This is a genomic window from Nocardia grenadensis NBRC 108939 (assembly GCF_001613445.1).
Lineage (GTDB): Bacteria > Actinomycetota > Actinomycetes > Mycobacteriales > Mycobacteriaceae > Nocardia > Nocardia grenadensis.
The window spans coordinates 105,459-121,107 of record NZ_BDCJ01000017.1 but is presented as its reverse complement, the minus strand read 5'-3'; the positions used below and the strand labels follow the sequence as shown (position 1 = coordinate 121,107).

At 66.9% G+C, this 15,649-nt stretch carries 13 protein-coding genes and 1 pseudogene; 8 read left to right on the top strand and 6 right to left on the bottom strand.

Features of this window, described 5'->3' with window-relative positions; translation table 11 throughout:
- Nucleotides 1-370 precede the first annotated feature (370 nt).
- Together groL and NGR01S_RS18120 are read left to right on the top strand one after the other, a co-directional pair.
- Nucleotides 371-1,996 carry a chaperonin GroEL gene (gene groL, locus NGR01S_RS18125; RefSeq protein WP_063038309.1) on the top strand — a complete coding sequence of 542 codons (1,626 nt, stop codon included), beginning with the start codon at nt 371-373 and terminating at the stop codon, nt 1,994-1,996.
- A gap of 187 nt (nt 1,997-2,183) precedes the next feature.
- Nucleotides 2,184-3,056 (top strand): hypothetical protein, encoded by an 873-nt coding sequence (locus tag NGR01S_RS18120; RefSeq protein WP_063038307.1) that lies wholly within the window; start codon nt 2,184-2,186, stop codon nt 3,054-3,056.
- Between the two features lie 27 nt (nt 3,057-3,083).
- On the opposite strand, the gene NGR01S_RS18115 is transcribed toward NGR01S_RS18120, so the two are convergent.
- From NGR01S_RS18115 to NGR01S_RS18105, 3 genes are read right to left on the bottom strand one after another with little or no spacing between them, the layout of a single operon-like run.
- A complete protein-coding gene (locus NGR01S_RS18115; protein ID WP_063038305.1) occupies nt 3,084-3,875 on the bottom strand; it encodes an ABC transporter ATP-binding protein in 792 nt (263 codons plus the stop codon).
- Nucleotides 3,872-4,954: a FecCD family ABC transporter permease gene (locus NGR01S_RS18110; protein ID WP_084481308.1), complete on the bottom strand. Its 1,083-nt coding sequence runs from the start codon at nt 4,952-4,954 to the stop codon at nt 3,872-3,874. The genes NGR01S_RS18115 and NGR01S_RS18110 overlap by 4 nt, the downstream gene beginning before the upstream one ends.
- Nucleotides 4,951-6,024: a FecCD family ABC transporter permease gene (locus NGR01S_RS18105; protein WP_218020788.1), complete on the bottom strand. Its 1,074-nt coding sequence runs from the start codon at nt 6,022-6,024 to the stop codon at nt 4,951-4,953. Before NGR01S_RS18105 ends, NGR01S_RS18110 begins: the two co-directional genes overlap by 4 nt.
- Before the next feature lie 122 nt (nt 6,025-6,146).
- Between NGR01S_RS18105 and NGR01S_RS18100 the strand changes: the two genes are divergently transcribed.
- Nucleotides 6,147-7,163 carry an ABC transporter substrate-binding protein gene (locus tag NGR01S_RS18100; RefSeq protein ID WP_063038303.1) on the top strand — a complete coding sequence of 339 codons (1,017 nt, stop codon included), beginning with the start codon at nt 6,147-6,149 and terminating at the stop codon, nt 7,161-7,163.
- Between the two features lie 141 nt (nt 7,164-7,304).
- On the opposite strand, the gene NGR01S_RS18095 is transcribed toward NGR01S_RS18100, so the two are convergent.
- The gene (locus tag NGR01S_RS18095; protein ID WP_063038300.1) at nt 7,305-8,138 is read right to left on the bottom strand and encodes a siderophore-interacting protein; all 834 of its coding nucleotides are present in this window, start codon (nt 8,136-8,138) and stop codon (nt 7,305-7,307) included.
- A 79-nt stretch (nt 8,139-8,217) separates the two neighbouring features.
- On the opposite strand from NGR01S_RS18095, the gene NGR01S_RS18090 reads away from it, so the two are divergent.
- Nucleotides 8,218-10,290 carry a prolyl oligopeptidase family serine peptidase gene (locus tag NGR01S_RS18090; RefSeq protein ID WP_063038553.1) on the top strand — a complete coding sequence of 691 codons (2,073 nt, stop codon included), beginning with the start codon at nt 8,218-8,220 and terminating at the stop codon, nt 10,288-10,290.
- Nucleotides 10,291-10,301: 11 nt separating this feature from the next.
- Here the strand turns inward: NGR01S_RS18090 and NGR01S_RS18085 are convergent, their stop codons facing one another.
- Together NGR01S_RS18085 and NGR01S_RS18080 are read right to left on the bottom strand one after the other, a co-directional pair.
- Complete coding sequence (locus NGR01S_RS18085) at nt 10,302-11,162, bottom strand: alpha/beta hydrolase family protein (RefSeq protein WP_063038298.1); 861 nt, start codon at nt 11,160-11,162, stop codon at nt 10,302-10,304.
- Between the two features lie 43 nt (nt 11,163-11,205).
- A complete protein-coding gene (locus NGR01S_RS18080) occupies nt 11,206-11,838 on the bottom strand; it encodes a TetR/AcrR family transcriptional regulator (protein WP_063038296.1) in 633 nt (210 codons plus the stop codon).
- Nucleotides 11,839-12,083: 245 nt separating this feature from the next.
- On the opposite strand from NGR01S_RS18080, the pseudogene NGR01S_RS30315 reads away from it, so the two are divergent.
- From NGR01S_RS30315 to NGR01S_RS18055, 4 genes and pseudogenes are all read left to right on the top strand, one after another.
- Nucleotides 12,084-12,465: pseudogene (locus NGR01S_RS30315) on the top strand (hypothetical protein).
- A gap of 310 nt (nt 12,466-12,775) precedes the next feature.
- Nucleotides 12,776-14,179, top strand: a complete 1,404-nt coding sequence (gene lpdA / locus NGR01S_RS18065; protein ID WP_063038290.1) for a dihydrolipoyl dehydrogenase — start codon at nt 12,776-12,778, stop codon at nt 14,177-14,179.
- Nucleotides 14,180-14,341: 162 nt separating this feature from the next.
- Entirely contained in the window at nt 14,342-15,154 is an 813-nt protein-coding gene (locus tag NGR01S_RS18060; RefSeq protein WP_063038288.1) for an ADP-ribosyltransferase, read from the top strand.
- Nucleotides 15,155-15,217: 63 nt separating this feature from the next.
- Nucleotides 15,218-15,643, top strand: a complete 426-nt coding sequence (locus tag NGR01S_RS18055) for a hypothetical protein (protein WP_157107308.1) — start codon at nt 15,218-15,220, stop codon at nt 15,641-15,643.
- Nucleotides 15,644-15,649: the final 6 nt, after the last annotated feature.

Below are 15,649 nucleotides of genomic sequence, written 5' to 3'. Positions count from 1 at the left end.
GATTCTCACACCCACCTCGCTGGATCGTTCTCTCGCAATGGTCGAGGTCCGCCCCGGTTCTGGAGCTGCGGAGCGAAGGAGCGCAGCGACTGAGCGGCGGAGGGAAGAACCGGGGTCGCGAGGGCCTCGACCCGCCCCGCCGCGGGCAGGGCGAATGAGCGCGACCTTGCACTCGGCACCCGCGAGTGCTAAAAATGGCTTTGGCACTCCCCATCGGAGAGTGCCAAGGTCGGGACGGTGAGATCGGGTACCACGACACCCCTGGTCGTCCGTCGCGGGCACCGAACCTGGCCACAAGCGTAGCTAAAGGGTGACCCGACAATGCGGTCATCCTGTGTGTCAGCCTCATTACTTGGAGGATCTCACCGCAATGGCCAAGACAATTGCGTACGACGAAGAGGCCCGTCGCGGCCTCGAGCGGGGCCTCAACAGCCTCGCCGACGCGGTCAAGGTGACGCTGGGGCCGAAGGGCCGCAACGTCGTGCTCGAGAAGAAGTGGGGCGCCCCCACGATCACCAACGATGGTGTGTCCATCGCCAAGGAGATCGAGCTGGAGGACCCGTACGAGAAGATCGGCGCCGAGCTGGTCAAGGAAGTCGCCAAGAAGACCGACGATGTCGCGGGCGACGGCACCACCACCGCCACCGTGCTCGCCCAGGCGCTGGTGCGCGAGGGTCTGCGCAATGTCGCGGCCGGCGCGAACCCGCTGGGCCTGAAGCGTGGCATCGAGAAGGCCGTCGAGGCCGTCACCGCCAAGCTGCTCGACTCCGCCAAGGAGGTCGAGACCAAGGAGCAGATCGCCGCCACCGCCGGTATCTCCGCGGGCGACCCGTCCATCGGTGAGCTGATCGCCGAGGCCATGGACAAGGTCGGCAAAGAAGGCGTCATCACCGTCGAAGAGGCGCAGACCTTCGGTCTGTCGCTGGAGCTCACCGAGGGTATGCGCTTCGACAAGGGCTACATCTCGGGCTACTTCGTCACCGATCCCGAGCGTCAGGAAGCGGTCCTCGAGGACCCCTACCTGCTGCTGGTCGGCTCGAAGGTCTCCACCGTCAAGGACCTGCTGCCGCTGCTGGAGAAGGTCATCCAGGCCGGCAAGCCGCTGCTGATCATCGCCGAGGACGTCGAGGGCGAGGCCCTGTCGACCCTGGTCGTGAACAAGATCCGCGGCACCTTCAAGTCCGTCGCCGTCAAGGCCCCGGGCTTCGGTGACCGCCGCAAGGCCCAGCTCGCCGATATCGCCATCCTCACCGGTGGCGAGGTCATCAGCGAAGAGGTCGGCCTCTCCCTGGAGACCGCCGGCATCGAGCTGCTCGGCCAGGCGCGCAAGGTCGTCGTCACCAAGGACGAGACCACCATCGTCGAGGGCGCGGGCGACGCGGAGGCCATCCAGGGCCGCGTGGCGCAGATCCGCACCGAGATCGAGAACTCGGATTCGGACTACGACCGCGAGAAGCTGCAGGAGCGCCTGGCCAAGCTGGCCGGTGGTGTTGCGGTCATCAAGGCCGGTGCCGCCACCGAGGTCGAGCTCAAGGAGCGCAAGCACCGCATCGAAGATGCCGTGCGCAACGCCAAGGCCGCCGTCGAAGAGGGCATCGTCGCCGGTGGTGGCGTGGCCCTGCTGCAGTCGGCTCCGGCTCTCGAGGACCTGAAGCTCGAAGGTGACGAGGCCACCGGTGCGAACATCGTGAAGGTGGCGCTGTCGGCGCCGCTGAAGCAGATCGCCTTCAACGCCGGCCTCGAGCCCGGCGTGGTCGCGGAGAAGGTTTCCAACCTGCCCGCCGGCCAGGGCCTCAACGCCGCGACCAACGAGTACGAGGACCTGCTCGCCGCCGGTGTCGCCGACCCGGTCAAGGTCACCCGCTCGGCCCTGCAGAACGCGGCCTCCATCGCGGCCCTGTTCCTGACCACCGAGGCCGTTGTCGCCGACAAGCCGGAGAAGGCGGCCGCCGCGCCGGCCGATCCGACCGGTGGCATGGGCGGCATGGACTTCTGAGTCCTGCTACCCGGCAACCTTTTTCGAACCGAGGGCCGGTCCACCATCACGGTGGACCGGCCCTCGGTCTTTTCCGTTCCCTGCCGATCGGCTGCGGGTCGCGCGCTATGCTCGTGGAATCTTTGCCGCACCTGCGCTGCGGTGGTGGCCGGTCTGTCGGAAGCGGAGGATCGCACTGCGGGAAAGAGTGATTCCCGAGCTCGTCGAAAGACTTCTCGGTGCGACCGAGGGCATAGCCAAGGTCGGTGAGCCGCTGCGGCAATTCGGTCATGGACTTCGCCGCGCCTCCGGCGTAGGGCAAACCGATGGAGAGATCGCACAGTGGCTGCGGGGCATCGATGTCCGGGAAATAGAGCGTAACCGGATCGACGACTTCGACTACCGTGCACTCTCTCCGGAGACTCGGCGCCACGACCGCAGTGATCCCACGGCGGCGGAGGAAGTCGAGCGCGGTGGATCGGTCACCGAGGGCGACCCGGCGCTGCGGCAGATACTCGCTCGCCAAGGATTCGACGGCGCGCCCCTTCTGGTGAGTTCAGAGGGTATGCGTAGGGCCATCGACGCGGGCTGGACGGAAATGTTCCGGGGTGTGAAAGAAACGCGATACGCACAGGAGTTCAAGACCGGCGGACTTTACCCAGGAAAGGATGAGACAGGAAGAGGCAACGGTATCTGGGCCTGGGGGCGCGCACCCAGCTCGAGCGAGTACGGATCATCCGAGTTCCAGGAGAGTCCGGGGGAACTCCGGGAGTGGGCCGAGGACTACACAACCGGTGGCTCCACCCCGGGCAGTGTAATCCATATGGCGATGCATCCCGATGCGCTGACGACCGATTTGTCTTCTCTGACGGTGAAACAACGCGACGAACTGTCGTCGATCGACGCAGCGCTGCGCAAGGAACCCGCAGAGTCGGCAAGACGAACGGAACTGGAAGCGCGCGCATATGTCCTGTCGGATGTGGGACGATTCGCGGCCGCTCGCGGTTACGACGGGTACTGGATCAATGGCACGCCTGCCTGGGTGATTCTCAATCGCACGGCGTTGGTGGTCGAGCGGTGATACGAGGTGGCGGCGGCGCCGCATTGATCAGAGGGGGATCACGTGCGGACGGCCCGCGGTCGGCTCGGTGACCACCTGCGCGGCGAGACCGAAGACATCCCGCAGCACGTCCGGGCGGACGACCTGCTCGGGAGTGCCCTGCGTGACGATGGCGCCGTTCTTCATCGCGACGAGATGGTCGCTGTAGCGAGCGGCCAGCGAGATGTCGTGCAGGACCATGAGAACGGTCCGGTTGTGCTCGCGGTTCATCCGCACGATCAATTCCAGTAGTTCCACCTGATGTGCCAGGTCGAGATACGTTGTCGGCTCGTCCAGCAGCATGATGCCGGTTTCCTGCGCGAGTGTCATGGAGATCCATGCCCGTTGCCGTTGGCCGCCGGAGAGTTCTTCGAGTCGGGCGCCGGCGAGGTCGAGCATGCCGGTGCTGTTCAAGACCTCCCGCAGCGTTTTCTCGTCGAGAATCGAGAACTGTTCGTACCAGCGCTGCCTGGGGTGGCGCCCGCGCGAGACGAGATCGGCGACCGTGAGACCGGGTGGCGCGGCGGGGGACTGGGGCAGGATACCGACGCGGCGGGCGACCTGCCGGGTGGGCAGGGTGTCGATCGGCTTGCCGTCGAGCAGGACTCGACCGGCTCGGGGAGCTATCAGCCGGCCGAGACCGCGCAACAAGGTCGACTTGCCGCAGCCGTTGGGGCCGATGATCGACGTGACCGATCCGGTCGGAACATCGAAGGTCAGATCGGTGACGACAGCGGCGCCGTCGTAGCCGAGGGCGAGATTCTCGGCGCGTAGTACGGAAGTCGTTTCCGGGTGACTCACGTGAGCTTCCTTTGGTTCCGCAGGACCAGAAAGAGGAGATAGGGCCCGCCCAGCACCGCGGTGGCCACACCGACAGGCAGCGATACCGACAGCGTGTGCGCGGCGAGGGTGTCGGCGACCGAGACGAAAACGATGCCCACCAATCCGGAAGTCAGAATCGGGGGCACGGTCGACCGGGTGAGCAGCCGCGCGATCTGGGGGCTCGCCAGCGCGACGAAGACCAGCGGACCCGCGACCACGACACCGGTGGAGGCCAGCAGTGTCGCGAGGACCAGCGCGTACAGGCGAAGGCGGCCGATCCGGATGCCCAGCCCGAGCGCGATATCGTCGTCCATGGTGAGCAGCATCAGCCGCCGTCCCAGCAGCAGCGCCGCCACCAGCAGGGCAAGGGCCAGTAGTCCCATCGGCCGGATCAGCGGCCAGTCCCTGCCATTGAGTGAACCGGACATCCAGGTCAGCGCCTGGGCGGCATTGCCGACATCACCGAGGGTCAGCATCCAGGTCGTCAGGCTCACCGCGAGCCCGTTGATACCGAGCCCGACGAGCACCAGGCGATAGCTGTCCAGGGTCGCGGAGAAGGCCAGCAGGAAGAGCAGGACTCCGGCCAGAATTCCGCCGCCGAACGCGGCGGCCGGCAGACCGACCCCGGCGGCGAATCCGCTGAGCCCGGCGGCACCACCGCCGGCCAGCACCAGCACGGAGACCGCGCCGAGCGAAGCGCCGGCCGTCACGCCCAGGACGTCGGGGCTGGCGAGCGGGTTGCGTGCCACGGTCTGGGTGATCGCCCCCGCCATGGCCAGACAGGCGCCCGCGATGACGGCCCCTACGGCACGCGGCGCCCGGAATTCCGTCACGGCGAGGTGGAGCCGGGAGTTCGAATCGTCGCCCAGGATTGCCCGGACGACGGCGTCGAGTGGTAGCGCGGAACCGCCGTTGGCGATATGGAACGCGGTGGCCGCCAAGGCCAGCAGGGACAACACCACCCCGACCCACAGCGCTCGGGGTGTGAGGCGCACCGAGACCGGACCCCACCGCACGACGCGGGTGGGCGCGAGCAGGTTCGGGGCCGGGCCGCTCATACGGTCACCAGCCGGCGGCGACGAGCGAGAAATACGAAGAACGGTGCCCCGAGGACTGCGAGCACGACCCCGACCGACAACTCACCCGGCCGGGCGATCACCCGGCCGGCGGTATCGGCGACGAGGACCAGGAATATGCCGAACGCGGCCGCCGCGGGCACCGAACGACGGTAGTCGGCACCGACGAGTGCCCGCGCGATATGCGGCACCAGCAACCCCGCGAAGGCGATCGGCCCGGCCATGGTTACCGCGGACCCGGCCAGCAGTGTGATCGCCACGATGCCGGCGGACCGCGCGACGGGGACGGAGGTTCCGAGCGACCGTGCCGCGTCCTCGCCGAGAGCCAGTGTGTTGAGCGCGCCGATATTCAGCACGGCGAGCAGCAGCCCCGCGATCGCGAAGGGCCAGATCGCTTCGAGCGAGTCCGGACGCGCCGCCAAGGAGCCCACCTGCCAGAACCGCAGCGTGTCCAAGGACGCGCTGTCGAGCAGTACCAGTCCGGTGACCAGGCCGCCGCACAGCGCGGTGACCGCCGCGCCGGACAACACCAGCGTGATCGGCGTCGCCCCGTTACGGGCGGCGGTACCCACCGCGAACACCACCACGCCGGCGAGCAGGGCACCCACGAAGGCCAGACCGGCCTGGGCGGGCACCGGCAGGGAGCCGAACAGGAATGTGGCGGAGACGATCGCGAGCGCCGCGCCCTGGTTGATACCGAGCAGGCCCGGCTCTGCGACGGCGTTGCGGGTATGCCCCTGGGTCAGGATTCCGGCGACACCCAGACATGCGCCCGCGGCGATGCCGACGAGGGTTCGTGGCCAGCGGAGTTCGCGGATCGTCACATCCATATCGGTACCGGTGGGAGTGAAGATCGCATGCCATACCTCCGGCAAGGTCGACGGGCTGCTCCCGACGCAGACGCTCACCAGCACGGCCGCCACCACCGCGGCGGCCGGCACGCCCACCATGACCAGCGGTGAGCGGCCGGGACGAGGCATGGCACCGCCGCGCGGCGGGACCGCGGACCCGACCGACGATTCCGATACATCCGAGGTGGGTTCGCCGGTCACCGGTTCACTCGCACCGGCACTGTCGCCATCTCGGTTCTCCTTGCTAAGGTTCAGCAATGCATTGGGCAGCCTATCCTTATTCGGATGCCGCGTGGTAGCCCACCCGAAGGAAAGGTGACCTCATGCGAGTGATGTCCCCCCGGTCGATAGCCCAGCGATCACTGGCTCCCCTGTTGGTGGGCGGACTGCTGTTCGTCGGAGCGTGTGGTGGTTCGAGCGATTCGAGTTCGGGCGCTCCGGCGGGCGCGGGGGCCCCGATCTCGGTCGAGCACGCCATGGGTACTACGACCATCGACGCGCCACCGGAACGTGTTGTCGCCCTGGATCCCAGCTTCTCCGACGCCGCGCTGCTGCTCGACGCCCCGCTCGTCGGGTACGTCCAGTATCGCGAGGACCGGGACAACCCCTTCCCGGACTACCTGGGCGATATCGACGATGTGGTGGCCGATTCGGTGAACGTCGGGACGATCGCCGAGCCGGACCTGGAGAAGATCCTGGAGCTCGAACCCGATCTGATCATCTCGGCGAAAGTGCGCCACGAGCCGCTCTACGATCAGCTGTCCAAGATCGCGCCGACGGTGTTCTCCGAGACCACCGGCCCCACATGGAAGCAGAACATCGTCCTTCTCGGCGAGGCGCTGGGCAGAAAGGACCGAGCCGAAGAGTTGGTGACCGGCTACGCGGAGCGTGCCGCCGCGGTGGGAGAAGAGATCCGGGCCGCGCGTCCCGGCGTCACCTATTCGCTGGTCCGGTTCGCCGGTGAGAACACCGCCCGGCTCTACTCCGGCAGTTCGTTCATCGGGGAGATCATGACGGATATGGGCATCCCCCGTCCCGCCGGCGCACCCGATTCCGAGGACAGCATCTTCACCCCGCTGTCGGTGGAACAGATCCTCGCGGCCGACGCGGGAATCGTCATGGTTTCGGCCTACACCCCACCGGGAGCCGAAGGGGACTCCAGCCGGGATCAACAGGCCGCCTTCGAAGCCAATCCGCTCTGGCGGCGACTCACCGGCGATATCGTCCGGGTCGACGATGAGCCGTTCGTCCTCTCGGTGAGCGTGCAGGGTGCGCACGCCTCGATCACCACGCTCGCCGAACATTTCGGCGTCGATCCGCGCACAGATCTGATCCCTTGACCGATCGAGCGCCGATCTTCGGCCGCGGGGAGTCGTAGGTAGCCCCGGCTCTACGACTCCGCCGGCGGGCCGGGGCTCGGATCGGCGAAGGACCGCGGTAGGCGATCCGCTCCCACCGGCGGATTCGAGCTCACCGGTGGATCAACTCGCGGCGGCCTTGCCGAGGCGCCAGAAGCCGCTGAACATGATGTCGGATTTGGCCATTCCCCGGTCGCGTACCAGATGGCGGCGCACTCCGGACACGAGTTGCTGCTCGCCCGCGACGAATGCGTAGCCGGGTCCGGGCGGGAGGCCTGCCCCGCGCACGGCTTCGGTGGCCTGCGCGCCGATCCGGACGCGGGGGTCGGCGCGGGGCAGCCAGTGCACCCGCACCCCCGCCGGCTCGCCCAGATCCTGGATATCGGTGCGGTCGGGGATTTCGAGGTATGCCGCGCCGCACAGATCCCGGGGCGCCGACCGCAGTACACCCGCGATCGCGGGCAGCGCGCTTTCGTCACCGACCAGCAATGACCAGTTGGTATGCGGCGGTGCCTGATACATGATGCCTTCGTCGAGCAGCCCGACGGGCATACCCGGGCGCACCCGGCCGGCCCACGCGGACGCCGGGCCGGTATCCCCGTGGGCGACGAAGTCCACATCGATCTCGGCGTGCTCACCGAAGAATCCGGCGCCGGCGGGGCGGAACCCGCGCACGGTGTAGTTGCGGATCAGGGGCCGGGTATCGCTGCTCATCGCCAGACATTGCGCATACCAGAGGGTGTTCTCCGTCGCGGTGGGCAGGCGCAGGCCGGTTTGCCGGGCCCGCGGCAGGAAGAGGCGCAGCCACTGGTCGTAACCCATCGGCGCGAAATCGGCGAGGTCGGGTCCGCCCACCGTGACCCGGATGAAGCTGTGGCCGATCCGTTCGGCGGCCAGGGTTTCGGCGGTGCAGATCCGCCGCTGTACCGGTTTGACGTATTTGGTGCGCGTCGCCATGTGTATCAGGTTAGCAATGCCTTACCTAATGTCGCTGGCGGCCGATTCCCGCGCGTCCGGTTTGGGTGACAATGGTCGGATGAGTGGCGTACAGGACAGTGGAACCGATCCCTACCTCTGGCTCGAAGAGGTCACCGGCGAGCGGGCACTCGATTTCGCCCGGGCGCGCAACGAGGTCGTCATGGAGCGGTTCGCCGTCGGGGACCGGTTCGATGTGTTGCAGGGCCGGATCCTGGACATGCTGGATACCGACGCCAAGATCGCCTTCCCCGGGCGGCGCGGACAGTGGCTGTACAACTTCTGGCGCGACGCGGCGCATCCGCGCGGCCTGTGGCGGCGCACCACTTTCGCCGAATACGTGAAAGCGGACCCCGAATGGGATGTCCTGATCGATCTCGACGCGGTCGCCGCCGCAGAGGACGAGAACTGGGTCTGGGGCGGTGCCGGAGTGTTGCGCCCGGCCCAGAGCCGGGCGCTGATCAGCCTGTCGCGCGGTGGCGCGGACGCCAAGGTCGTTCGTGAATTCGATATGGAAACACGCGAATTCATCGCCCCGGAGGACGGCGGCTACTTCCTGCCGGAAGCGAAGTCGCGGATCAGTTGGATCGATATCGATTCCGTATACGTGGGAACGGATTTCGGTCCCGGCTCGCTCACCGGATCCGGATATCCGCGGATCGCGAAACGCTGGCGCCGGGGCACCGCGCTCGATACCGCCGAAACGGTTTTCGAGGGCGCGGTAACCGACGTCTCCGTCTCGGCGGGTTACGACCGGACTCCCGGCTACGAGCGGCACTACATCGCACAAGCCACCGATTTCTTCCACGAAGATGTCTTTCTGCTCGAGGACGACGGCTCCCGGACCCCGCTGGAGACACCTTCGGACGCCGACGAGTCGTGGTACAAGGAATGGCTGTTGGTCCGGTTGAAATCGCCGTGGGAGATCGGGGGCCGCACCTATTCCGCCGGAGCCCTGATCGCGACGAATTTCGCCGAGTTCCGCTCCGGCGGGCGAGATTTCGAGGTGCTGTTCGAACCGGACGCGCACACCTCGCTGCACGGTTACGGCTGGACCGAGAACCATCTGCTACTGGTGACCCTGCAGGACGTGCAGACCAAGCTGTACGTCCTCACCCCGGGCGCCGAGGGTTGGCGCACGGAACCGCTCGCCGATACCCCCACGATGGCCACCACCGGCATCATGAATCTCGACCCGCTCGAGGGCGGGGACGACTACATGCTCATGACCAGTGGGTTCACCACACCCACCACACTGCTCGCGGGATCGGTCGGCGCGCCGGTGACCGAATGGAAACAGGAGCCCGCGTTCTTCGACGCGACCGGTATCGAGACCGAACAGTTCTTCGCGCGCTCGGATGACGGAACGCCGATCCCGTACTTCGTGATCCGGCACCGCGATACCCGGGACGCGCCGGCGCCCACGGTGATGTCGGGCTACGGCGGGTTCGAGGTGTCCCGTACCCCCGGCTACGGCGGTTCGTCCGGTATCGGATGGCTGGAACAGGGCGGCACCTATGTGATGACCAATATTCGCGGCGGTGGGGAATACGGGCCGCAGTGGCATACCTCGGTGCAGAAGGAGAACCGGTACAAGGTGTACGAGGATTTCTCCTCGATCGCCCGTGATCTGGTGGCTCGGGGGATAACCACCGCCGAGCGGCTCGGCGCCGTCGGCGGCAGCAACGGTGGTCTGCTGATGGGTGTGATGCTCACCCGCTATCCGGAATTGTTCGGAGCGATCGTCTGCCAGGTGCCGCTACTGGATATGCGCCGGTACCACCGGTTGCTGGCGGGTGCGTCCTGGATGGCGGAATACGGTGATCCGGATGTGCCGGAGGAATGGGCCTACATCAGCCGGTACTCCCCCTACCAGCGGGCCGCGGAAACCGGTGCGGGCGCTACGTATCCACCGATCCTGCTGACCACTTCCACCCGTGACGATCGCGTGCATCCGGGGCATGCCCGCAAGATGGCGGCGTTGCTGGAGGAGCAGGGACACCGGGTCTGGTACCACGAGAACATCGAGGGCGGGCACGGCGGCGCCGCCGACAACAAACAGTCGGCGTTCCAGGCGGCCCTGATCTACGAGTTCTTCACCCAGATGCTCATCGAGGGCCGGACCGCGAAGTGATCCGGCGCCGGTCACCGATCGTGTAACCACTTCTCGATACGGTCGACCACCTCGGCGGGTTCGGAGATCCAGCCGTTGTGGCCCAGCGGCCGAGGTGCGTGCCAGGTCGTCTTGTCGGCGTTCGGCAGTTTGTCCAGTAGATGCCCGGCCGATGCCCGCGGGGTCAGTTCGTCGCCGGTCAGGGTGATCGAGAGGACGGGCAGTCTCAGCCGGGAGAGACGTTCCTCGTAGTCGATATCGGCACCGGCCGGGTCGAACCGGCCGGTGCGGGCCAGCCGGGCCCAGTCGGAGACGAGTACTTTCGACTGGCGGCCGAAACCGTTGGGGCCCAGTTTGTCGCCCGGCCACACTCCGGCCAGCGTGGCGGTCAGCGAGACCGCGGCGGTGCCGACCAGCATGCCCGGCCCGAGCAGGCCGCGAAAACTTCGGTAGTAGGGGGTACCAGAGGCGACGAGGATCAGTCCCGCGAGGCGCCCGCGGACCCGCGCCGCGTACAGCGCCGACAGTTGCCCACCCATGCTGTGACCCAGCACGTACGGGGTGCGGTCGGGGAAGCGGGTGCGTACCACCTCGAAGATCGCCGGAAAATCCACCGCGGCGAGCTCGTGGTACCCGTAGGTGCTGGCCGCGCTCGGTTTCGGTGAGCCGGCGCCGTTGCCGCGCAGTTCGCCCACCGCGACATCGATGCCGCGCCGGGCGAGCGCACGAGCGAAATAGAGGTAGTACTCGCCGGGAACGCCGAGCCCGGGTATCAGTACCACCACCGGCCGGGGTGTATCCGGAGTGACCGGACGGCCGTCCGATCCCGCGGCCGGGACCAGCCGCACCGGGACGGTGCTGCCGTCGGGCATCTGGATCGCAACGGTCTCCACCGGGTCAAGGCTAGCCGCCGGAGGCGCTCGCCCGGCGGTGTGGTCAGGCCCGGATCGCGCCTACGATGATCCGGCTCAGCACTCGGATCACCTCGTCGAGCGGCTGCCGCGGTTCGGCCCCGCTCCATTCGTCCACCACGTAGTTGACCGCACCGATGATGGCGAGCATGCGCAGGTCGTAGTCGCCGGTCGGGATCTCACCGTGCAGCGCGGCGTCCTCGGCGGCCTTGGCGAGCACCGAACTCCAGGCCCGGCGTGATTCCCCGCGCATCTTCTCGACTTTGGCCCCGGCGCCGACCACTTCGACGAGCACGACCCGAGCTCGTCGCGTATCGGTGCCGATGGACTGCACATAGGCGCGGATGGCGCCGTCTATCCGCTCCAGCGCGCTCTGGTCGGTGCTCTGGTCGAGGGAGGCGAGCACCGCGGTCCGCGATTCCCGGTCGATGAGAGCGAAGAGTTCCACAAGGAGCGATTCGCGGCCGGTGAACTCTTCGTAGAACTGGCGCGAGGACAACCCCGCGTCTTTGCAAATGGCCCCTACCGAGCTATTGGCATACCCGTCTCTCGCAAAAACCGTCAGGCCGGATTCGAGAAAACGAGCGCGTCGCTCGCGTTGCCGATCTTCTACGGGCTGCCCGGCATACCGTCGTCCCGAATTCGCTTCCTGTGACATCGCGCAGAACAATACCGAAAAGCCCGATCCTCTCGTCATCGATCGGGTCTTTCGTAGCATGCCGCCAGCACAGTAAGGGTTTGCCGAAAGTTGGCTGCCCGCAACTCGGGTCGCCGGTAAAACTGCCAAACCGGACAATGCCCGGATCTCGCTGGTACAGCGGATTTTAGAGGGAAATTCTAGAATTATTTCCTTGGGCTCGGCATGACCATTGCAATTACCCGGCAACACATAGTGTTCACCTTATGGGAATCGCGCTGCTGTATGGGCTGGGTACGGCAATTCCATTGCTGATAGGCGCGGCCGTCGGTTTGCGAACCACATTGCCCGAGTCATTGCTCGCCTCGCTGATGGCGTTCGGCGCGGGCACCATGATCGCCCTCGTGACCAACGAACTGTTCGAACCCGCCTTCCTGCGAGCAGGTACTCGTCGTGGTCACCCTCGCCGGAAACCTGCTCTCCGCCCACCTCGAGCCGACGCATATCAGCGCGATCCAGGCCTTCGCGGGCGGCGCGACCATCGCGGTCCTCGCCGACTCGCTCATGGCGGAGGCATACCGGCAGGGCGGCTGGTGGGTCGGCATGGCGACATCGATCGGTTTCCTGGTCGCCTTCCTGCTGGGATGACGGAAGGCTGCCCGGGTGCCGCGGGTATCCCGGCGGGGATGATCGAGGGCGGGTGGGCGCTCACCGGCGTCGAATATGTGGCGATAGAGGTCGCGGTGGTGCTGCTCGGCTGTGCCGTCGCCGTCCGGGTGACCATGCGCACACCCGCACCCGCCCGGCCGGGGGGCCCGCGGTCGACCCGATCGAGGCGTCGTAGCGCCGTCGCGGCCCGTCAGGGCCCGGTGGCCCCGCCGGGGCGGCACCGGTGTGCTCAGTGGCGGGAGGCGGGCGGGTGGCCCCGGCCGTAGCCGGGAGAGTTAGGCTCGACACTGTGACTTCCCACTACGATGTCGTCGTTCTCGGTGCTGGTCCCGGCGGTTACGTCGCCGCGATCCGCGCCGCTCAACTCGGCCTGCGAACAGCGATCGTCGAGCAGAAATACTGGGGTGGCGTGTGCCTGAACGTGGGCTGCATCCCGTCCAAGGCGCTGCTGCGCAATGCGGAGCTGGCTCATATCTTCACCAAAGAAGCGAAAACCTTCGGTATCAGCGGGGAGGCGACCTTCGATTTCGGGGCGGCCTTCGATCGCAGCCGTAAGGTCGCGGACGGCCGGGTCAAGGGCGTCCACTTCCTGATGAAGAAGAACAAGATCACCGAGTACGACGGCAAGGGCTCGTTCACCGGCCCCAACGCTCTCTCGGTCGAGCTCGGCAAGGGCGGCACGGAGTCGATCACCTTCGACAACGTCATCATCGCCACCGGCACCAACACCAAACTGCTGCCGGGCACCTCCCTGAGCAAGAACGTCGTCACCTACGAGGAGCAGATCCTCACCCGCGACCTGCCGGGTTCGATCCTGATCGTCGGCGCCGGCGCCATCGGTATGGAGTTCGGCTACGTCCTGCGCAACTACGGCGTGGACGTACGCATCGTGGAATTCCTGGACCGCGCACTGCCCAACGAGGACGCCGATGTCTCCAAGGAGATCACCAAGGCGTACAAGAAGCTCGGTATCACCATCACCACCGGTGCGGCCGTGCAGTCCATCGACGACGACGGGTCCAAGGTCACCGTCGCGATCAAGGACAACAAGTCGGGTTCGGTCGAGACCGTCACCGTCGACAAGGTGCTGCAGGCCGTCGGCTTCGCGCCCCGGGTCGAGGGCTACGGCCTGGAGAACACCGGCGTGGCGCTCACCGAGCGCGGCGCGATCGCCATCGACGACAATATGCGCACCAATGTGCCGCATATCTACGCCATCGGCGATGTCACCGCGAAACTGCAGCTCGCGCATGTCGCGGAGGCTCAGGGCGTGGTCGCGGCCGAGACCATCGGCGGCGCGGAGACGCTGACGTTGGGTGATTACCGGATGATGCCGCGCGCCACCTTCTGTCAGCCGCAGGTCGCCAGCTTCGGTCTCACCGAGCAGCAGGCGCGCGACGAGGGCTACGACGTGAAGGTCGCGACCTTCCCGTTCACCGCCAACGGCAAGGCGCACGGACTCGGCGATGCCACCGGTTTCGTCAAGCTGATCTCGGACAACAAGTACGGTGAACTGATCGGCGGCCACCTGATCGGCCCCGATGTCTCCGAACTGCTGCCCGAACTGACTCTGGCCCAGAAGTGGGATCTCACGGTCAACGAACTGGCCCGTAATGTGCACACGCACCCGACGCTGAGCGAGGCGCTGCAGGAGGCCATCCACGGCCTGGCCGGACACATGATCAACTTCTGACCCGTTCGCGGACTCGACCGCCCCGGAGCCCGTGCGCGGGCCCCGGGGCGGCTTCCTGTTTCCGCAGCCCGACGTATCGGACAACTCTCGGCTGTCCTTGCGTAACGTCGCCTGCTCGATCGGGGCCGACGGCCGAGTTGCCGGTGCCGGATAAGCGAAGAGGTGCCGGTGTACAACCAGGCCGTGGCGGCGATGCGGGAGCTGGCGAAGAAGGTCGAGCAGAACATCGCATTGATCGGCGCCGGTGGGAGCCGGCAATATCGCGATATCACCACGGTGCCGATCGGCGAGGTGCTACGGAAGGTTCCGGGTGCCGACGGCCGGGGGGCTGCCGTCGTGGCAGGTGATCGGCTTGTGGAAAGCCCGTCACCCGCTCGGATACCCGATCGGACGCCGGCCCCGGGGGCGCTACGGATCTTCGACTCCGCAGACAGTGCGCGGCGGTACGGTCGATCTGTGTGGGGTGCGACGTACAGTCGGCTGGGCAAGAACCGTATACAAGCGCTGCGCGATTTCACTATGGGCTCCGAAGGCATCAACGCGCCCCTGCGGGGCGACGCCAGGTACCCGCCGGATATGGAACGGGTCGAACGGCTGGACGATATTCTGCGGCGCAAGCCGGTGCCGGACTGGATCCAGGCATGGAAATCCATATCGGCGGGCCGTCTGTTTCCCGGCCGGAATCCGGCCGATATCCGTCCCGGCGATCGCGGGCACGTCTCCGATTTTTTCAGTACCGCGCTGGCCCCGGAGGGCCTCGACACGCTCAAGAAAACTCGTAACCGGGATACGGATCTCCGCGTGGAGGTCCCGCCCGGGACACCCGGCATCTTCATCGGCGACAAATCGGCTTTTCCGCGGGAGGTCGAGTTGCTCCTTGGACGGGACCTGGATTTCGAGGTCACGGAATGGGGGAGAGCAGGGGATCGATGGCAGGGCTCGATCCGGATCCTGCCGCCCGGGGCCGCAGTCTGAGGGACCGGCCGGTCCGGCGCCCGGCGGGTTCCCCGGTCCGGGCATCCGGGATACATTCCCGGGGTGACCGTGGAACCGTCGCCCTCCGCTCGCTCCGGGATATCCGGGTTGCGACCGATCCTCGGCGTGGCAGTGGCGTTTCTCGTATTCGTGCTCGTGGCGGGGGCGGTCGTTGTCGATACCCGGACGGTGCGTACGGAGGTGTTGCGCACCGAAACCCAGCCGCCGACCGTCGAATACGACGGTGCGACCTACCATGTCGGTCTCCTACGGCAGGAGAGCCGGCTGCTGCACCGGCGGCTGCCGGATGTGATCACGGTCGGCCGCTATCCGGATATGGGGTACGGCCACCCGGTGTACTTCGAGATCCTGGGCAACCGCGACCCCGTCCTCGAGTCGGCGCGGTGGAGCCCGGCGGGAGTCGTGGTCCGCCTCGACTCCGGGCACGAGATATTCGTTCCCGCAGCGGCTTTCACCGGGGGCCGCTAGCCACGC